A 19,736-nucleotide genomic window follows, 5' to 3' on the forward strand; every position below is an offset into this window, starting at 1 on the left:
GCGATATTCCGTTCAACAAGCTGGTGCTGAGCCAGTCCAATGTCCGGCATGTGAAGGCGGGCATTTCCATCGAGCAGCTCGCTGAAAGCATCGCGCAGCGTACGCTGCTGCAAAGTCTCAACGTGCGGGCGGTTGCCGACGAGTTGCCCGATGAGGTCGATCAGCGTCTCGGCGAAATCGAGACGGCACTGATGGCGTTCGAAGACCGGCCGATGATTTACGATCCGGCCGAGATCGCCCGCGCCGGTGTCTTCATCAGCATCGATTCCGAAGGGCGCCTCTCGGTGGATCGGGGTTACGTCCGGCCGGGGGACGATTTGTCGGCAAACGATCCTGAGGTCGGACATGCCGACGACACCCAGTCGATCGAGGGGAAGGCGGCTGGTACTTCCGTCCAACGCACGGTCATCGCGTTGGCTGGCGGCGCTGCTGATACTGAAGACGATGACGAGGACGCGACCAAACCTCTGCCGGATCGCCTGATCACGGAGTTGACAGCGCATCGCACGCTGGCATTGCGGGATGCGCTGGCCGAAAATCCTGCAATTGCGTTCCAGGCGGTGCTGCACAACTTCGTGCTGACGGCTTTTTACCGGTTCGCATCGACCGGAAGCTGCCTTGAGATCAGCCTTCGCACGCCGACCTTTCCGGCTCAAGCGCCTGGCTTGAGGGAAAGCGCGTCCGCGAAGGCCGTGGAGGCCCGGCACGATTCCTGGAAAGCACGGTTGCCGAAGGGCGAGAATGATCTCTGGGATGCGCTCACAGCCCTCGACGGCGCCGCACAGGCATCCCTGTTCGCTCACTGTGCGTCATTTGCGGTCAACGCCGTCCATGAGCCGGCCAACCGCTACAATCAGGGCCGCGTATTCGCCCCCGGCGTCCGCACCCGGCTCGACCGGGCTGACGTGCTGGCACGAGCGGCCGGCCTCGACATGGTTCAAGCGAGCTGGAAGCCCTCCGTCGACAATTATCTCGGCCGGGTCACCAAGCCGCGCATTCTGGAGGCGGTGCGGGAAGCAAGAGGCGAATCGTCCGCGCAACTGATCGACCACCTGAAAAAGGCGGACATGGCCAAGGAGGCCGAGCGTCTTCTCGATGGTTCGGGCTGGTTGCCGGAGCCACTGCGTCTTGTCGATCCCAATGCGGCGTCAGGGGAGCAGGAGAGTGAAGCGGGCCCGCTGCCCTAATTCCTCGCCGAGGACGAGGATCGGGACAACGCGAGCGACGATGATCCGCAACAGCTCGACGCGGCTGAGTGACATCGCAGAAGGGACGGCTCCGGCCGTCCGGCAATTGCTTGGGGACCGGTGTGCCGCGCCGGTCCCCATTTTTATGGGCGAGAGCTGAGAGGGAGAGCCGGGCCGGGAAGGGTTTGAGCCGTCGGGTCTTAAGGAGAGCACCTGATGGTTCGACCCGTTTCCTGCTCTCCGAAAGAACCCTGCCATGACCGAATCTCTCGCCGGCGGCGCGGCCGCCGCGCCGCTCTCGATGCGCGCCGCTGCATCTCTCACCTCCGCCGCCGTCAGGGCCGCCCGACAGCTCTCGACCGATCTCGAGCGCGGCCGGCGCATCGATGCCGCTGTCCTGCGCGGCGCCATGGAAGCTGCCGTCCGCGCTTCCGACGCCACTGGCGTCTGGAACTGGAAGACCGCCTACGATGTCTGCGAGGCGGCAACCGTTCTGTTCCTTCGCAAGTTCGGTCCGGCCATCCGGACCAAGGCTGACTCGACGGCCGCGATGCTGCCGATGCTCGCGAAGATCGCCAGTCTTCTTCCCACCCACACACGCCGCTCGGAGGACAGCCAGGCCCTTCAACAATTCTCGCCGCCGATCCCGCTTGGGCTCGCCGCATGCACCCCGGCCGGCATCACGCCGTCCGATCGGGTTTTGGAGCCCTCTGCGGGGACCGGCTTGCTCGCCATCTTTGCCGAGCTCGCTGGAGGCACCTTGGTACTGAACGAACTGGCCGAGACCCGCGCGGCGTTGCTCGACCAACTATTTGCCAAGGTTACGGTCACGCGGTTCGACGCCGCCCAGATCAATGATCACCTCGATGCGAGTGTCGTACCGAGCGTCGTCTTGATGAACCCGCCGTTCTCCGCGTTGGCGAACGTCGATCGACGGATGGCGGACGCGGCTTTCCGGCACATCGCCTCAGCCTTGGCGCGCCTTTGCGATGGCGGGCGTCTGGTCGCCATTACCGGCGCGAGCTTTGCGCCGGACAATCCGGCGTGGCGAGACGCCTTCGTTCGTCTCCAGGAGAGCGGGCGGGTGGTATTTTCTGTCGCCATCGACGGCGCGGTCTATGCGAAACACGGAACGCAGACCGACACAAGGCTGCTTGTGATCGACAAGTTGCCCGCCGCAGATCCGAAAGTCCTTCCGGCTTCACTTCGCGATGTCGCCACCTTGCTTGACTGGGTGACCCAGTATGTGCCGCCGAGGCTGCCCATCGCGACGCCGATAGCGGTCGACGTCATCAGGCGCCCTGCAGTATCACGAGTGGTCGGCGCATTTGCGCCACGCCCATCGTCCGCTTCGAGCCGCGTAGCGCCCGAAGGCGTAGAACTGATCTACGAGACGGTCGAATGGTCGCCGCCCGAAGGCGCCCGACTGACCGACGCGCTTTATGAGGAATATGGACTGCAGGCGATCCGCATTCCGGACTCGCGTGCGCATCCGACGAAACTCGTGCAGTCTGCCGCGATGGCCTCGGTCGCGCCGCCGAAGCCGTCGCACCGGCTACATCTGCCGGCCAATGTCGTGGCGGATGGCATCCTGTCCGACGCCCAACTTGAAAGCGTCATCTATGCAGGCGAGGCGCATTCCGAATTTCTTGCGGGCTCCTGGACGGTCGATGCGACCTTTGACGTGGTGGCGGCCGCGCGCGACAACGCAGAGAATGCCGTGCGTTTTCGCCGCAGCTGGTTTTTGGGCGACGGCACCGGCGCGGGCAAGGGGCGGCAGGCCGGCATCCTGCTCGATAACTGGTTCAAGGGGCGGCGCCGTGCCGTCTGGATCAGCAAATCCGACAAGTTGATCGAAGACGCGCAGCGCGATTGGTCCGCGCTCGGCATGGAGCGGTTGCTGGTGACGCCGTTGTCACGTTTCCGGCAGGGCACACCGATCCGGCTCGCGGAAGGCGTCCTATTCACCACCTACGCTACGCTGCGCACCGACGAGCGCGGCGAGAAGCTTTCGCGCGTGCGGCAGATCGTCGAATGGTTGGGCTCCGACTTCGACGGAATGATCGTCTTCGACGAGAGCCACGCGATGCAGAACGCGGCAGGCCAGAAGGGCGAGCGCGGCGACCAGGCGGCCTCCCAGCAGGGGCGCGCGGGGCTGAGGCTCCAGCACGCCTTGCCGAATGCCCGCGTCGTCTATGTCTCGGCGACCGGTGCCACGACCGTGCACAATCTGGCCTATGGCCAGCGGCTGGGCTTATGGGGCGGCGCCGATTTCCCGTTCGCCACGCGTGCCGAGTTCGTCGACGCGATCGAGGAGGGTGGCGTCGCCGCCATGGAGGTCCTCGCGCGCGACCTTAAGGCGCTCGGTCTCTACACGGCCCGCTCGCTCTCTTACGAGGGCGTCGCCTATGAGCTCATCGAGCACCAGCTCACGCCCGAGCAGGTTCGCATCTACGATGCCTACGCGGGCGCGTTCAGCGTCATCCATAGTAATCTCGATGCCGCGATGCGGGCCGCAAACATCACCGGCGAGACCGGCACGCTGAACGGCCAGGCCAAATCGGCCGCGCGATCTGCTTTTGAGAGCGCCAAGCAGCGCTTCTTTGGCCACCTCCTGACCTCGATGAAGACGCCGTCGCTGATCCGATCGATCGAGTGCGATCTCGACGCCGGCCATGCCGCCGTCATCCAGATCGTTTCGACCGGCGAGGCGCTGATGGAGCGCCGGCTCGCCGAGATCCGGACCGAGGAGTGGGGCGACGTCCAGGTCGACATCACCCCGCGCGAGTATGTCCTCGACTATCTCGCCCATTCCTTTCCGGTCCAGCTCTACGAGCCCTTCACGGACTCGGAGGGCAACCTCTGCTCGCGGCCTGTTTATCGCGATGGGCAGCCGGTCGAGAGCCGCGAGGCGGTAGCCCGCCGCGACCGCCTCATCGAGAAGCTGGCCTCGCTGCCGCCGGTGCCAAGCGCGCTGGACCAGGTGGTCGAGCGTTTCGGCACTGATCTGGTAGCGGAGGTGACCGGCCGCTCGCGCCGCATCATTCGCAGGGGCGACCGGCTGGTCGTCGAAAACCGGGCCGGTTCGGCCAACCTCACCGAGACCTCGGCCTTCATGGATGACATCAAGCGGATCCTCGTGTTCTCCGACGCCGGTGGCACGGGGAGGAGCTACCATGCCGAGCTGTCGGCGCGGAATCGTCGCCTCCGCGTCCATTACCTGCTCGAGCCCGGCTGGAAGGCGGACGCCGCGATCCAGGGCCTCGGCCGCACCAACCGGACCAACCAGGCGCAGCCGCCGCTGTTTCGTCCCATTGCCACAGATGTGAAGGCCGAAAAGCGTTTTCTCAGCACCATTGCGCGCCGGCTCGACACGTTGGGCGCGATCACGCGCGGCCAGCGCCAGACCGGGGGGCAGGGCCTGTTTCGGCCCGAGGACAATCTCGAAAGCCAGTACGGCCGCGACGCGTTGCGCCAGCTCTACACGCTGCTGGCGCGCGGCAAGGTCGAGGGCTGCTCGCTGGAGAGGTTTGAGGATGCAACCGGGCTGACGCTGACCGATGCCAATGGGCTCAGGGACGACCTGCCGCCGACCACGACCTTCTTGAACAGGTTGCTTGCGCTCGCGATCGAGCTTCAGAACATCCTGTTCACCGTCTTCGAGCAGCTCTTGACGGCTCGGATTGAAGGCGCAGTTGCCTCGGGCAGCTATGACCTCGGGCTGGAAACGCTCCGCGCCGAGAGCTTTGTTGTCACCGACCGGCGCACGATTTACGTTCATCCCAGCACTGGCGCCGAAACCCGGCTTCTCACGGTCACCCAGCGCGAGCGCAATCGTCCTGTGAGCCTGGATGACGCTCTCGGTCGTCTTTCCGATCTTCGTGCTGTCCTGCTGATCAATGAGCGCTCGGGACGAGCCGCCGTGCAGCTGCCGGCTCCGAGCTTCATGCTTGACGACGGAGAGATCGAGCGGCGCGTCCGCCTGATCCGGCCGATGGAGCAGCACAGCGTCTGCTTGAACATGATGGCAGAGAGCCATTGGGTCGAAGCGGATCGTGAACGTTTTGCGGCAGCCTGGCTGGCGGAGCTTGCGGACGTCCCCGAGTTCACGGAAAGCACGATCCACGTCGTGGCCGGCTTGCTGCTCCCTATCTGGAAGCGGCTGCCGAACGAATCGCCCCGGGTCTATCGGCTGCAGACAGACGCGGGCGAGCGGATCATCGGCCGCAAGGTCTCGGCGACATGGGTCGCGAACGTCCTTGCGGCAGACGCGCCGGCGTTGACGCCGGACGCAGCCTTTGCCGCGCTCGTGGAGGGGCGGACCGTCCTTGAGCTTGCGGAGGGGCTCCAGCTTCGCCGAGTCCGGGTGATGGGCGCACACCGTATCGAGCTGTCGGGCTTCAACGACACGATGCGTGATCGCTTGCGGGCCTACGGCCTCTTTGGGGAGATCATCTCTTGGAAGCTGCGCATGTTCGTACCGACGGACGCAAGCGGCGTCGAGATCCTGGCGAAGGTGCTCGACAGCTATCCGGTTGCGCGCGTCAGCGAGCGGGAGGCCGCGTGATGTCCCGCGATGCTTCCGAACTGGCACGCCGCCTCGCGCGAGAGGCCGAGGCGGTGTGCCGACACTATCTCTCCAATGGCAAGCGGGCGGGACGTTACTGGGTTGTCGGCGACGTCCACAACACCCCGGGCCGCTCACTATTTGTGCGGCTCCAGGAATCGCCAAGGGGGCCGGCGGGCAAGTGGACCGATGCCGCAACCGGCGAACATGGTGATCTCCTCGACGTCATCCGCGAAAGTCTGGTCTTGCGAGACTTTCGAGAGGTCGTCGAGGAGGCGAGGCGCTTTGTCAAGCTTCCTCGTTCTGAGAAGCAACCGGCCTCGAAACCGGTTCGTTCGCCAGCGCCGACCGGATCACAAGAGGCGGCTCGTCGGCTCTTTGCGATGTCCAGCCCGGTTGAAGGGACGGTAGCGGAGAGGTACTTACAGCGTCGCGGAATAGCCCGCATCCACCATGGTGGCAGTCTGCGCTCCCACCCACGCTGCTACTATCGGCCCGACGACAATTTGCCAACTGAAACTTGGCCGGCGATGATCGCCCGCATCACGGATCTCGATGGTCGGATTACCGGCGTGCACCGGACCTGGCTCGATCCGGATGGCTTCGATCGTGTTCGGCTCGGCAAGGCTCCGATCGATACCCCACGACGGGCCATGGGCGACCTGCTCGGCAATGCCGTTCGCTTCGGCGTGGTGGACGACGTGGTCGCTGCGGGAGAGGGTATCGAAACTATGCTGTCGCTTCGCTACGTGCTGCCGACTATGCCGATGGCGGCTGCGCTTTCGGCTAATCACCTCTCGGCCATGAGGCTGCCGTCTAGCCTACGCCGGCTCTACATTGCGCGCGATGCCGATGCCGCCGGTGATGCAGTACTGGCAACTCTCAGCCAGCGCGCAGCAGACGCCGGCATCGAAGCGATCGTGCTGTCGCCCTGGCTGGGCGACTTCAACGAAGATCTGCAGCTATTCGGTCTCGAAGCCCTCCGAGCAGCGCTGCGGTTTCAGCTTGTGCCAGAGGATATCGTTCGCTTCCTGCATTCGTCGATCGTGGCCGCGGAATAGCTCCCGGTCTTTGATCGACGTTGATGGGCCGGTCATAGGCGAGGCCAATACCGGAAGAGGACGCGACCTCGGCCTTCTAGGGGGCGATCGGACGGCAGCCGGCCCGGGCCGGCAATGGCTGCGTCCGGCTATTTTCCGCCGCGCGCCAGCGATGTGAAGACACATCATGCAGTTGGCCGCGCGCTTTGCATCGCGAAGCAAAATAGCCGGCCTCCGCCATCCTCCGCTGCCGCTTCGGCCCTGTCGGGTGCTGGCCCGGTCCGCCCGCCATCAGAGGATCGCCACGAAGGCCGCGATGGTCGCGGCCGATCCGGCAAGGACCTCTTCCCATGACCGACCATGACGACATCGAACCGCCGCATGCCTCTTCCCCGACCGACGACATCCTCACGGAAATACAGCTCTTCGGCTATCGTCCCTTCGACGACCAACCCGATCCAAGACCGCTCCCGGAGGGCAAGATGATCGTCGGCGCCATAGCGGACATGTTTGATGCCCTGGTTGCGACCCTGAACGACACGCGACTTGAGCCGGACCTTGACAATCTGCTCTGGTCGACCGTCAACCTGTTCCATCGTGCCATCGACCGCGTCGAACGCCACCTCGATGACAACGAACAAGCGCAGCATAAGAGCCAGCGCGAGCAGAACGGCTCGGAGGTGCGATCGGTCGAACTCGAGCGCCTCACGGCCGAAGGCATCACGCTGATCGAGCGCCGCAACTGCCTGGAGCTCTTCCGCGACCAGGCCATCGAACAATTTGAGGTCCACACCGGTTCAGCCTGGCGCCCACGATCGGGATCATTGGTCAATCACCGAACGCTCACCGCGGCAATGATCGACTCCCGCGACTTCATCGCAGCAAAACGCCGCGCCGAGACTGAGGTCATGTTGCCGCCAGGACCGAAGATCGCACTCACCGGCGGGCTCGATTTCAACGATCATCACCTGATCTGGGATCGGCTCGACAAGGTTCATGCCAAGCATCCCGACATGGTCCTCCTCCATGGCGGCTCCCCGAAAGGCGCTGAACTGATCGCTGCGAAATGGGCGACCAATCGCAAGGTGCCACAGATCGCCTTCAAACCCGATTGGACGAAACACGCCAAGGCGGCGCCGTTCAAGCGCAACGATGCTCTGCTTGAGCTTCTGCCGATCGGCGTCATGCATTTCCGGGGCACGGGAATCCAGGACAATCTCGCCGACAAGGCGAAGCGGCTCGGCATTCCCGTCTGGAGGTTCGGCGGCGCATGAGCGCCGTCGCCTCCAAGACGCCAAGGTGGAGTTGCACGCCGCAACTCCGCCTCGTTTCGTTTTTACATCCAAAACTGCGCCGTGGTGGTGGTGGAAGGCGCGATTGATAAATCCATGCACATGGAGCCACCACCATGCTCGCGCTTGGGCTTGTTCTCAACACATTTGGCATCGGATTGTTCTGCTGGCTGTTCTTTGCGCTGGCGATTTATGCCTTGCCGTTCTTTGTCGCGCTCAGTGCCGGGATGTTTGCGTTTCGCGATGGCGCCGGCGTCTTCGGCGCACTGCTTATCGGAATTGCTTCTGGTGCGCTGACGCTTGCCGCTGGTCAGGTCGCCGTCGCTGTCAGTCGGTCCTTGACATTGCGCGTCGCGATCGCAGCCGCATTTGCGATCCCAGCGGCAATCGCTGGCTATCATGTGGTGTTTGCCCTCTCGCAGGTCGGCGTGCCTTCGCTGGCTTGGCGCGAGGCCTTCGCTTGCGGAGGTGCGGTTTGCATCGGCTGCACGGCATGGGCGCGCTTGACCATTTTCGCGGAGACCCGCCCCTTGGAGTCGGGCGGGGTAGTGGAGAATATGCCTCAACCCGCTCTTACAGCCGCCACGCACGAACGATAAGGCTTCGTCGCCATCATCGAGCAAGACCGCACAGCGCGCCACGTTGAACGAGGGGTCGTCGAGCTTGAGCGAGAAGTAACAGCGCTTCTCCTCGGAGCACTTTAACAAGCCCTACCGATCTCTGTCTGGCCCACATAGCTGCGGTGGAGCGGCGCGCCACGCTCGATCATTCCTTCCGGGACGATACCGCCCTTTGCGGCAGATTGTTTCTCTTTCTGCGCCGAACCGTACCAACCCCTTGTTCAGCGCAACCGAGATTCGCCAGTCTTCTCGCTAAGATTGCGGTTCAGCACGCGGAGCACGTGGCCTCTTTGATGGCTTGATCTGACCGAAGACCGGCTGCGCCTCGATCGTCTGAGCCGCAACGCCGTTGACGCGACTTTCTTCCCCTGGGCTTCGCCCATTCCGCGCGAGACAAGAAAGTCGCCACAACGACGTCCTCCGCTGCGCTGCGGCCCGCGAGCGGGTGCGTCGCCGATCGTCTTCGGCCTCTAGATCGCCATCGAGGCCGCGGTGGTCGCGGGCTCGAAACACAACAGGAGAAGAGACATGGCTAACATCGGTTCTTTCAAGAAGGTCGGCAACGATTTCCAGGGCGAGATCATCACCCTGAGCTTGCAGGCCAAGGGCGTCCGCATCGTCGCCGAGACCAACCGCTCCAACGACAGCGCTCCCAGCCACCGCATCTATGTAGGCCGGGCGGAGATCGGGGCAGCCTGGTCGAAGCGCTCCGAAGAGGGACGCGACTACCTCTCGCTCAAGCTCGACGACCCCTCGTTCAACGCGCCGATCTACGCGAACCTGTTCGATGAGGAAGGCGGCGAAGGCTACACCTTGCTCTGGTCGCGGCCGCGCAAGAACGGAGAGTGAGGCTCATTAACGCCAAGCCCCTCCCGACGACCTCGGGCGGGGCTCCCCCTTGGAGAAAAGCCGACCAGCAAAGCTGCAGCTGGACCGGCTTGGTCGCGTCGATTTTCAAGTTTAAGACACGCACTTACGTGGCGCTTGTCCGCATGGCTTGCACTCGCCCAAATGCTATTGGTTCTTGGAACGCAGACGCGCTGACTTGCGACCCTTAGGCAATGTCTTGGGTGTGGCCGCTCCCCTGGGTGGCTGAACAAAGAATTCAGATAAATGAACGCCTAGCGTCTCGGCGAGCCGGTCGAGAAGATCAATTGTCGGATTCTCGGATTGCCGCTCAAGGCCGCTCATATATGAGCGGTCGATCCCGGCATCGTAGGCCAGTTGCTCTTGCGGAATACCGCGATCCACGCGGATCCGGCGCACATTCCAGGCAACGAGCGCACGAGCTTTCATGCGCTCAAACAGCCATTAGGCAGACCATCAAACCACTGGCTATAACCGAACTATTTTGGTAAGTTTCGCTTACAATGCAGATTAGCGAAGTGCGCGCATAAGCCTACATGACGAAGCCACCGTTAGATCCCGATGTCGCGGATGTCGCGCCGCATGAGCCGGTGCTGACGACCTATGACGAGCAGCATCTCGTGACGTACTGGCGACTTCTTGATGCCGAAGCCGATGGCGCGGATTGGAAAGAAGTGACCAGGATCGTGTTGCACATCGATCCCGATCGTGAACCGGATCGCGCTCGCAATGCGTTTGATAGTCATCTGGCCCGCGCAAAATGGATGGCAGACCACGGCTACCGTGACTTGCTTCGCGGCGGCGCGCCTAAACAGCAAAATCTGTCATGAAGAATTCGCACTTGAGAACAGATTTCCCCGCTGACGCGTGATCGCCTGCAGGCATCGCACAATGCATAATTGGTGACTTCCCCGACAATCCCAAGCTTCATAGACATTGCGCCGCAATCGAGTTACGGCAGGAGATAACAGCAATGTCTGAGTTCGACTGGCGCTCACCGGAGGCGTATCAGCACGCTATCAAGTCGGGCGAGATGGCGGATTTCGCCTGGGAGTCACTGCGGCGCAGCCCGAACTATCGAGCTTCCTATCGTGAAAATCGATCCCAGATGACCTCCGAGTTCCGAAGGAGATGGGGCGTCTGCTTTCGCCCATGACCCGCAGGGGTCCTTTCACCAACAGACTATCTTCTGGGCACCTGAGGCGTTGCCGACGGTGGTGCCGGTCGTTCGCAGCGCGTCCGGCTCAAAAACGGTCGGCGCGGGGCTACAGCTTGCCGACCTTTCATCGGGCGCCATCAGACAGGCATCTGACGGCTGGCATGCCGTATTGCGCATTCAAGGGGCACAACATCATCTCTGGCTCAAAGAGGCGCCGCAGTTTGGTGTCTCTTATGCGGCCGAACTGCCGCTCGATGCGGACTTTGAGATCCGCGCCCACGCCTCACATCGGCTGTGGCGCACAATCAACGGCCGCCCGCCGGGACCTCCCTTTCATCAGCTTTCGGCGCAGCGGCGCGAACGACTCGTCTTGGTGCTGCGTGCGCTCGATGGACACATGGAGGGTGCTTCCTATCGCGTCATCGCCGAGGTGCTGTTCGGCCGAAAACGCATGCCCGAGCGCGCCTGGAAAACCCACGAATTGCGCAGCCGGACCATCCGCCTGGTGCAGGCTGGTTTGGCTCTGATGCGCGGCGGCTATCGCGCATTGCTACGTCCTTCATCTCGCAAGGAGTAGAGCAGGGGTGCCGGAAATCATCGTTCGATCTTCGGCATCCCCATCGGCACGCTGACTGCGCCATCGTGACCGTCGACGCGCGGGCCGAGCCGGCCGCGCTCCAGACGACCACGGAGCCTCGCAAATGCCCGATCCGAACGCCGGCCTGCCGCCGCGATACCTGCGCACGCCCGAAGCGGCGCGCTTTCTCGGACTCTCCGGCCGAACCCTGGAAAAGCACCGCACCTATGGGACAGGCCCGACCTACCGCAAGCTCGGCGGTCGCGTTGTGTATGCGATCGAGGACCTGAAGGCGTGGGTTGACCGTGGCGCCAAAACGTCCACCAGCGATCCCGGCACAGGCACGGTCCTGCCCGCGAAACGGCACACACCGATTCCGTATGCCGGCAAGGAGCGGCGCTGACCCATGCCGGACAGCAACTCCACTGCAAGCAGCAGGCGGCGATCAGAGCGCGACCAACTCGATCTGTTTCGCGCCCTCCCGGGCGATCTGGCGCCACGGGACGCACAAGACTTGATGGCGTATCCGTTCTTTTCGCTGGCAAAATCAAAGCGCAATGTTCCCATCGATTTCCGCGCAGGCACCATCACCATTCGTGTCGAACCCGTGCCGGAACATGGCATGGCGACGATCTGGGACGCGGACGTTCTGATCTGGGCTGCCTCGCAGATTGTCGAAGCCCGTGATGCCGGCCTGAAAACGTCCCGCCTGATGGCAGCGACCCCTTACGAGATCCTGACCTTCGTCGGCCGCGGCACCAGCGTGCGCGACTACGACCGCCTGAAGGCTGCGCTCGACCGGCTGCAATCGACCACTGTGATGACATCGATCCGGCAGCCGAGCGAACGGCGGCGGCATCGTTTCTCCTGGATCAACGAATGGAAAGAGACAGCCGATCTGCACGGGCATGCCCGTGGAATCGAGCTGATCCTGCCCGATTGGTTCTACACTGGCGTTGTCGATGAAGCGCTCGTGCTGACGATTGACCGGGCCTATTTCGATCTGACCGGTGGATTGGAGCGCTGGCTCTATCGGCTCGTCCGCAAGCACGGCGGCCGTCAGAATGGCGGCTGGAGCTTCGATCTTGTGCACTTGCATGCGAAGTCCGGCAGCCTGTCGCCATTCAAACACTTTGCCTACGACCTGCGTCAGATCGTCCGTCGTCAGACATTGCCAGGCTATCGGCTCATCATCACGCATCATCCGAATGGCGCAGAGCGATTGAATTTCGCACCAGTCCCAATCGGCCCGTTGAGCAAGCGACTGCGCAAGCGTGGCCTCGTCCTTCCTGCTGGGGATAAGCTGTGAATTCGCTCGTGCTATCAGGGACCAGAACCCTCGTGCCATCGGGGACGCGATGCTCGTGCTATCGAGGACCGGAATCAGAGCTAAGGTTCTGCGGCTCCAAGTCTTGCTGCTCCCGTAACTTTACTAACGTACTGACACTAACTTTTTGTTGTGAATCAGTGCGTTGTGAACAAGTCGGTCTTGCGTGCAACGAGGATGCCTCATGCGCTTATGCTGTCACGCGCAAGACCTTCCTGCAATGCGAACCCGTTCTCCAAGATGCGGGTGCAAGCGTGATCGCGCGCAAAATTACGCGATCGCCAGCACCGGCAGCACCGCATCACGATCGTCGCTTTGTTTTGCGGCAGCTCGCTCGTCGAGGAGAACTCGCTAACGTCCGTGGTTGGCACCAAGACCACCACATGCCGGAATCTGGAGAATGGGCAGTCAGGCTAACCAGCGCCGTGCTTGATGGCTTCAAAGGTGCCCATGAAGCCGCCGGCAAGAAAAGCCGCGGTCTCACCCGCATCCCCGTCGCGGGAGACGCCGCTCCGCCGTGGCGGAAGGAGAAGGCGCGCGTGGAAGCGGCCGGGTCGTGGAGGCCCTTAATCCACCGCAGCGACCCGGCCGCGCTTGCCGCCAGCGCGAAACCAGAATGTGGTGCCATCGATCCAGATCTTGTGCAGCAGCAAGGCGCGCGCCCGCGCAACTGCGGTCGCCGCGCGCTTCGGACCCTTCTTCCTCGCCAGGCGAAGGCCCCACAAGCGAAGTTTGAAGTCTTTCGGAATGCGGGTGAGGAGCGCGATCGCCGCCTCGTACAGCAACGCCCGCGCCAGCTCATCGCAGCATTTGGAGATGCTGCCAATGCGGGCGGTCTGGCCGGATTGATAGCGCCGCGGCGTCAGCCCGAAACGGGCGCCGACATTGGCCGATTTCTTGAATCGTGCCGGATCATCGACGTCTGCGCGAAAAGTCAGCGCCACGCGGTGCAGTTTTGCCAACTGCTGCCGCATGGCGCTGCGGGCGTCCAACAGCGGCGCGACGATCGCTTTCAATTCCTTCTTCCCGGCCAAGAGATCGCGCACCCGCGCATCAAAACGGCCGACCGAGATCTCGCCGATCTTGAGTCCGAGTGGTCGCGACAGGCCGCGGATCATGTTCTCCATGTCCAACACCTTGCCGAGCATCGCATTGCGCGCGACCAGCAGCGCCCGCAACGTCTGTGCGCTCTCCGGCTTGACATGAACCCCGCGGAACCAGCCAGTCCGCATCATCTGCGCAATGTCTTTTGTGTCGTTGCGGGCGGTCTTGTTCAGCATCGCGTTCATAGCCGCCTTGGCGTGCCGGTTCTCGATGCAGATCATCAGGAGCTCCTTTTCGGCAAGCGCCGTGAACAGCCAGGCGCTGAACGAGAAAGCTTCCAGGCCGACGCGCTTGAGATGAATTCCTCATTCCGCCAGCAACAGTCCGATCGCGTTCGGATCGGTGCCCAGCTTCGCCTCTCAGACCTTGCCGTCGCCGTCGACCACACAAATGTCCGTCACCTCCAGCGACACGTCGAGCCCTGCATAGAAGTCCATCATGCGCCTCCGTTGCCGACCGCCGGAACGCTCCGCGCGTTCCGTTCGCGAAGCGTCGCGAGGCATCATCGTCGCAATGCGACCGGCGCGGGGGCACCGGTCAGTACCCCGGCCAACCTGGAATCCTTCGGAATCTTTTTAACGAGTTGGAGCACTCGGCTGGGATCCTTGGTAGCAGCGGGAGCGCTGCAAGGCTTGGACAACGCCGATCATCGGCCCTTCATCACAACCGTTTTTGCCGAAACCACGGCTCTGACGCCGATGCGCTGGGCGACAGCGCACCCGGTGGCATGTCCAAAATTCCTCTCAAAACTATGGAGTGGCCAGGTGAGCGACCTCACAACTGTTGAACTCTTGTGGCTCGAAAAGCGGATCGAGAACCGAATCCGGTTCGGCAAGCCGGTATCGGAGAAGATCATTGACCAGCACCGGCGCATTCTCTCGTTTGTGCCCGGCAGCATCTTTGCGTTCGTGCGCTGGACGTCCAATGACTTCGGAACCATCCTGTCTCGCATCGACATTCTGCGCGCGATCGCGCCGCGGCAGCGCTATTCGACCGTGCCTTGGGTCAGCCCCGGCGGCGAAAGCCTGCTGCGACTGGCTGGCTGGCGAAAGGTCGAACGCGTTCTCCAGTTGATCGACGCCGTGGAGTCACTCGGCATCGATCCAGCCGATGTAGCCCCCGAATACTGGCATCACGTCCACAACCGCCTTTCCGTCAACGAAACGCCACGACCTTACACGCGTGCGCGCCACCAGGCGTGGCTCCGCCGGCGCAGGGTGGTGCTCTGATGGGACGGCTAAGGATCATCCTTGCGATATGTGGGGCCACAACGCTCGCGCTTTGGCCGGTCACCGACACCTCACTGTCGTATATCTGGAACGCTTCCGAAAGTGTGCCGATCGGCCTCTATCGTTTGCAAGGGACCGCACGATTGCACATTACTGAGCTCGTGGCCGTTCGGCCACCAGAGCCGCTTGCGAGCTTCCTCGACTTCAACGGCTATTTGCCGAGCGGTCTTCCGATGCTCAAGCGCGTGCTGGCGTTGCCCGGACAAACCGTCTGCAGAACGGGACTCACAATCGTCGTCGACGGCATCGAAATGGGCCACGCACGCGAGCGCGACCGCCGTGGCAGGCCGTTGCCCGCCTGGCAGGGCTGCCGGGTCCTCGCCGAGGACGAGGTCTTTCTCATGAACTGGCAGTCGCCGGAGTCCTTTGACGGCAGATATTTTGGACCACTCCCGAGCTCAGCCGTCATCGGGCAAGCGGTACCGGTGTGGACCAAGGAGGAGACTGACGAATGCCGGATTTGCTCCACTGGCTTGCGGTTTCTATGTTCGGCCGATCGCAACATCATTGCTCCATCCCGGCCAAATTGCCGGCAATCGGCACGCGGCGCGGCCGTCTCGCGCCGGCTCAGTGCCGGCCGGGAAGAGCTTTGTCCTTGGCGGCTGCCCGCACATTGCTATCGGGAGCCACTGCTTGCGCTCTGGGAATTCTCATGACGCTCGCAGCGCCATCGGCCGGCAGAGCGGTGGCTGGATCGCGCGCACAAGCTGCGCGCTCCTCAAACCTGCTTCCTGGCCTTGCATACACCGCGTTCGTGACCGAAGCCTCGCATCGGTTCGCGATCCCGGAGCGCTGGATTCGTGCCGTCATGCAGGCTGAAAGCGGCGGGAATGCGCACGCCATATCGGCTCGGGGAGCGCTCGGGTTGATGCAAATCATGCCGGCGACCTGGGTCGAGCTGAGCGTCCGTCACGATCTCGGTATCGATCCGTTTGATCCTCGCGACAACATTATGGCTGGGGCAGCGTACGTTCGCGAGATGCTCGATCGCTTCGGATCGGAAGGGTTTCTCGCAGCCTACAATGCGGGACCAAAGCGGTACGAGGAGCACCTGGCCACCGGCCGACCGCTTCCGGATGAAACACAGATCTACATCGCTCGACTTGCACCATTGATCGGTCTTGAGCAGCGCAACAGCAGTGGTTCGGGTGCCAGACGCTTCGCCACGTGGCAGCAAGCGCCAGTCCTTGTTGAGCGGTCCAAGAGCTTATCGGCTGATAACGCCAACTCGGCATCCGGCGTCCGTACAATGAATTCGTCGAAAGCAGCGCCTAGGGCGGGTGCAACTGCACTCGTCCCTTTCGCGACGGGCCTGTTTGTGCGGCGATCAGACGAGGTGCAGTCCCGATGATCGCAATCGCATTTCGTCGCATGATGTCGAAGCTAGTCGCAACGTTGAGAGTGGCCGGCAGAGAGCCGGGAGTGGGCGACCAGGGAGGGCAGGATAAAAGCCGCAAGGTGCGGCCGGTCGGTTGTGGACGAAACTGCATCGATTTCAATGATCCGGAAAACATTGCGAATGGGCGACGCAACTTGCGATTTGCGGTAACACTACGTTATTGCTCGGTTTTCGACAGGTTGCAGCGGGCACGATGACCGGTCACGACGATTTCCGCATCCGCCCAGGCCGCATCCGTTCGACGCGCGCGCCCAGGACGAAGCCGTTCTTGGCGCAGACGCTAAGGGCTGCTCAGAAGGCCGGAGGTCTCTGGCGGGGTAGCCGCAGCCGTGGCAGCAAGTTTGGGCGCGGTCGCGCGGCGAGCCTTGCCGCGACGCGGCTCCTCAACAACCGCGCGCGATCCGCCATGATCAAGGCGCGGGTCGTGCGCCGGATGCGTTCGCCGGGCGCGCTGCGCGCGCATATCGGTTATCTCCAGCGCGACGGGGTCACCCGCGATGGGACACCAGGCAAGCTCTTTGACGCAGCGGGCGATGAGGCCGATGGCCGCGCGTTCGCCGAGCGCTGCGAGGGCGACCGGCATCACTTCCGGTTCATCGTCTCGCCGGACGATGCTGGCGAACTCGCGAACTTGCGGATCTTTACCCGGGAGCTGATGGATCAGGCCTCGCGCGACCTCGGCACCCGGCTCGATTGGGTTGCGGTCGATCATTGGAACACCGAGCACCCGCACGTCCACATCCTGGTGCGCGGCCGTGCGGATGACGGAAATGACCTCATCATCAGCCGTGACTATATCTCGACGGGCTTGCGCGCCCGCGCCGGCGATCTCGTCACGCGCGAGCTTGGCCCGCGATCGGAGCTCGAGATCCGCCAAGTCCTTGAAGCGGAGGTGACGGCCGAACGCTGGACCAGGCTCGACCGGGCGTTTGCCCGGGAAGCGGGTGCGGCGGACGGGGTGATCGATCTGAGGCCGGACGGGATTGCCGAGGGCGACCCGGTACGGGAGATTCGCATCGGGCGGATGCGGACACTCGAGCGGCTTGGCGTGGCCGCGCCCGCCGGTCCTGCGCAGTGGGTACTGGCCGCAGATGCCCAGCCGCGGCTGCGTGCGCTCGGTGAGCGCGGCGACATCATAAAGCGGCTGCACAATACAATCGCGAAGGATGGCCCGGCGCGCGCGCCCTCGTCCTGGGCACTCGAGGGCGAACGCCATGGCGAACCGGTCATCGGCCGTCTTATGGCGCGCGGGCTCGACGACGAGCTCAGGGGCACGGCCTTTGCCATTGTCGACGGGATCGACGGGCGCGTGCATCACCTGAAACTCCCCGATATCGAATCGGCTGGCAACGGGCCGATCGGCGCCATTGTGGAGTTCCGGCGCTTTGACGATGCGCGCGGTCGAGCACGGATCGCGCTCGCTGTGCGCTCGGACGTGGCGCTCGAGCAGCAGGTCTCGGCGGAGGGAGCGACCTGGCTCGACCGACAGCTTGTGGCACGCGAGCCCACCGATCTCTCACGCACTGGCTTTGGCGCCGAGGTGCGGACCGCGCTCGAGCGGCGGATTGACGTCCTGGCAGAGCAGGGACTCGCCCGCCGTAACGGCGGAAAGGTCACACTCGGTCGTAACCTGGTCGAGACCCTTCGCCGCCGTGAGTTGGAAGCCGTCGGACGACGTCTGGCTGAGGAATCAGGGCTTGCGCATTTGGCCGCTGATGCAGGTGAGCAGATTTCGGGGGTCTATCGCCGGCGCCTATGGTTGGCCTCTGGGCGTTTCGCCATGATCGACAATGGGCTTGGTTTCCAGCTCGTGCCGTGGACGCCTTCACTTGAGCACCAACTGGGAAAACAAGTGAGCGGCATCGCGGGACCGGCCAATGTGGAGTGGAGCTTTGGACGGAAACGGGGGCTCGCGCTCTGACCCCGTCGATTTCTGCTTTGGGGCCGCCGGCAGTTGCTGGGCACGGCCGCACATCGTTCCTATCCAACCCGAACCCTGTTCGCGTCAAAGGGGGCAATCTTGAGGGGCCGGCATGACGACTGGATCTCCATTTCTTGTTCAATGTTGAGGGCGTCGGCTTCATCAAGTCGTAACAGTGGAATGCAGGCCGACGACCTTAGGCCAACCCTACACGCCGACATCAGCCCGCCAGTTAGAATGCATCGGATATACCCATGCGGACGCAGGAGTTAGCCGTCAACTCAGCATGCATTGCACCAATTGAGATTTGAATCCCCCCTTTAGGATCGGAAATCGAGCAGCTGCCACTCTCGGCCATCACCAGCCTGCAGCAAATTCAAAAGGATTATCATCAGGAAGCTGCCACACGTGATGTCGAAAAGGCGCATGCTAGCCTAATGGCGCGTCTCAGCCTTCTTGTCGGCCTGGACAGCCGGTACCAAATGCACGACCCGATATCCGTTCTTGTGCAGATATCGCAGCAACGCCGGTATCATTGCAGCGGTGCGGGCTTGGGCATCATGCAGGAGGATGATGCCCTTTCTCGCGCTCTCTAACTGCACGATCATGTTCATGAGCTCTTGGTCCGGGCTAATGTCTTCCCAATCGCGCGCCCAAAGGTCGGTTCCGAACACCACGATTCCGCGCGACTGCAACGCGTCCAGCATTGCAGGCGACGAATCGAAATGGGGAAAGCGGAAGAATGGCGTCGAAGGGACGTTGGTCGACACGCCCTCGAGTGCGAGCTCATCAGCCGCAATGCCGCGATCGATATCGTCCATTGCCTGCTCGAACGGCATCTTGGACATCACCTGGTGCGACCAGCTATGGTGCGCAATGCTGTGGCCCTGTGAGGCGATGCGGCGGACGAGCTCGGGAAATTCTGCCGAGGATCTGCCGACGAGGAAGAAGGTGGCCCGGACGCATTCCTGCGCGAGCGCTTCCAGCACCCTTTGTGTGTTCGGCGGCCTCGGACCGTCATCGAAGGTGAGGACGACCTCGTGGTCTGCCAGAGGAAGGGTCTTCGGAAACTCATTCGATCCCACGCGCGGATAGGCCTTCGGATCGACAGCGAGTACGCGCGACGTTCCCAATGCGTCCTGCCGCGGGCAGTCGGTCGCGCTAGTGATGCCATTGCAGGCAAACACCACGGCCGCAGCGCCGGCAAGCCATGATGCCAATCTGTTCAAACGCCTGTTTGCCATCGCCCCCGGCGCGACTTTGCTTGCTGCGCAAACCCGTGCGCGCCGTACGATATTCGATGTCACTAGCGGGATTTCTGCGCATCAATGGCATATCGGGCCAAAAAGCGTCGTTAGGCCCCGGCTGGTGCGATGAACGCGGCGTT

The 19,736-nt window shown here is 62.9% G+C and carries 15 protein-coding genes and 3 pseudogenes; 15 read left to right on the top strand and 3 right to left on the bottom strand.

The window, feature by feature from the left end:
• Window positions 1–134 precede the first annotated feature (134 nt).
• From QRQ56_RS34925 to QRQ56_RS34950, 6 genes and pseudogenes are all read left to right on the top strand, one after another.
• A pseudogene (locus QRQ56_RS34925) lies at window positions 135–1,259 on the top strand (DNA-binding protein); the annotation flags it as partial.
• Window positions 1,260–1,443: 184 nt separating this feature from the next.
• Window positions 1,444–5,754, top strand: a complete 4,311-nt coding sequence (locus QRQ56_RS34930; protein WP_438746010.1) for a strawberry notch-like NTP hydrolase domain-containing protein — start codon at window positions 1,444–1,446, stop codon at window positions 5,752–5,754.
• The gene (locus tag QRQ56_RS34935; protein WP_438746011.1) at window positions 5,754–6,815 is read left to right on the top strand and encodes a DUF7146 domain-containing protein; all 1,062 of its coding nucleotides are present in this window, start codon (window positions 5,754–5,756) and stop codon (window positions 6,813–6,815) included. Before QRQ56_RS34930 ends, QRQ56_RS34935 begins: the two co-directional genes overlap by 1 nt.
• Before the next feature lie 329 nt (window positions 6,816–7,144).
• Complete coding sequence (locus tag QRQ56_RS34940) at window positions 7,145–8,068, top strand: SLOG family protein (RefSeq protein ID WP_438746013.1); 924 nt, start codon at window positions 7,145–7,147, stop codon at window positions 8,066–8,068.
• Window positions 8,069–8,202: 134 nt separating this feature from the next.
• On the top strand, window positions 8,203–8,685 hold the full coding sequence (locus QRQ56_RS34945) for a hypothetical protein (RefSeq protein WP_438746015.1): 483 nt from the start codon (window positions 8,203–8,205) through the stop codon (window positions 8,683–8,685).
• 549 nt (window positions 8,686–9,234) lie between these two features.
• A complete protein-coding gene (locus QRQ56_RS34950; protein WP_438746017.1) occupies window positions 9,235–9,555 on the top strand; it encodes a DUF736 domain-containing protein in 321 nt (106 codons plus the stop codon).
• A gap of 165 nt (window positions 9,556–9,720) precedes the next feature.
• On the opposite strand, the gene QRQ56_RS34955 is transcribed toward QRQ56_RS34950, so the two are convergent.
• The gene (locus QRQ56_RS34955) at window positions 9,721–10,002 is read right to left on the bottom strand and encodes a helix-turn-helix domain-containing protein (RefSeq protein ID WP_438746019.1); all 282 of its coding nucleotides are present in this window, start codon (window positions 10,000–10,002) and stop codon (window positions 9,721–9,723) included.
• 107 nt (window positions 10,003–10,109) lie between these two features.
• Between QRQ56_RS34955 and QRQ56_RS34960 the strand changes: the two genes are divergently transcribed.
• The 5 genes from QRQ56_RS34960 to QRQ56_RS34980 all read left to right on the top strand — a co-directional run bounded on the left by QRQ56_RS34960 (window position 10,110) and on the right by QRQ56_RS34980 (window position 12,618).
• A complete protein-coding gene (locus QRQ56_RS34960; protein WP_438746020.1) occupies window positions 10,110–10,403 on the top strand; it encodes a DNA -binding domain-containing protein in 294 nt (97 codons plus the stop codon).
• Window positions 10,404–10,546: 143 nt separating this feature from the next.
• A complete protein-coding gene (locus QRQ56_RS34965; RefSeq protein WP_317245281.1) occupies window positions 10,547–10,729 on the top strand; it encodes a transcriptional regulator domain-containing protein in 183 nt (60 codons plus the stop codon).
• A gap of 58 nt (window positions 10,730–10,787) precedes the next feature.
• Window positions 10,788–11,309 (top strand): DUF2285 domain-containing protein, encoded by a 522-nt coding sequence (locus QRQ56_RS34970; protein ID WP_410706546.1) that lies wholly within the window; start codon window positions 10,788–10,790, stop codon window positions 11,307–11,309.
• A gap of 124 nt (window positions 11,310–11,433) precedes the next feature.
• Window positions 11,434–11,712 carry a helix-turn-helix transcriptional regulator gene (locus QRQ56_RS34975; protein WP_007605953.1) on the top strand — a complete coding sequence of 93 codons (279 nt, stop codon included), beginning with the start codon at window positions 11,434–11,436 and terminating at the stop codon, window positions 11,710–11,712.
• A gap of 3 nt (window positions 11,713–11,715) precedes the next feature.
• Window positions 11,716–12,618 carry a replication initiator protein A gene (locus QRQ56_RS34980; RefSeq protein ID WP_438746024.1) on the top strand — a complete coding sequence of 301 codons (903 nt, stop codon included), beginning with the start codon at window positions 11,716–11,718 and terminating at the stop codon, window positions 12,616–12,618.
• A 584-nt stretch (window positions 12,619–13,202) separates the two neighbouring features.
• Here QRQ56_RS34980 and QRQ56_RS34985 read toward each other — a convergent pair.
• Window positions 13,203–14,177, bottom strand: a pseudogene (locus tag QRQ56_RS34985) (IS110 family transposase).
• Window positions 14,178–14,504: 327 nt separating this feature from the next.
• On the opposite strand from QRQ56_RS34985, the gene QRQ56_RS34990 reads away from it, so the two are divergent.
• From QRQ56_RS34990 to QRQ56_RS35005, 4 genes and pseudogenes are all read left to right on the top strand, one after another.
• Entirely contained in the window at window positions 14,505–14,969 is a 465-nt protein-coding gene (locus QRQ56_RS34990) for a DUF2840 domain-containing protein (protein WP_438746156.1), read from the top strand.
• Window positions 14,969–15,472: pseudogene (locus tag QRQ56_RS34995) on the top strand (S26 family signal peptidase); the annotation flags it as partial. The gene QRQ56_RS34990 and the pseudogene QRQ56_RS34995, both read left to right, overlap by 1 nt.
• A gap of 209 nt (window positions 15,473–15,681) precedes the next feature.
• Entirely contained in the window at window positions 15,682–16,380 is a 699-nt protein-coding gene (locus QRQ56_RS35000) for a lytic transglycosylase domain-containing protein (RefSeq protein WP_438746025.1), read from the top strand.
• 241 nt (window positions 16,381–16,621) lie between these two features.
• A complete protein-coding gene (locus QRQ56_RS35005; protein WP_438746026.1) occupies window positions 16,622–18,349 on the top strand; it encodes a relaxase/mobilization nuclease domain-containing protein in 1,728 nt (575 codons plus the stop codon).
• Between the two features lie 434 nt (window positions 18,350–18,783).
• On the opposite strand, the gene QRQ56_RS35010 is transcribed toward QRQ56_RS35005, so the two are convergent.
• The gene (locus QRQ56_RS35010) at window positions 18,784–19,593 is read right to left on the bottom strand and encodes a polysaccharide deacetylase family protein (protein ID WP_438746028.1); all 810 of its coding nucleotides are present in this window, start codon (window positions 19,591–19,593) and stop codon (window positions 18,784–18,786) included.
• Window positions 19,594–19,736: the final 143 nt, after the last annotated feature.

Origin of the sequence: Bradyrhizobium sp. U531, assembly GCF_051710265.1 — a bacterium.
GTDB lineage: Bacteria > Pseudomonadota > Alphaproteobacteria > Rhizobiales > Xanthobacteraceae > Bradyrhizobium.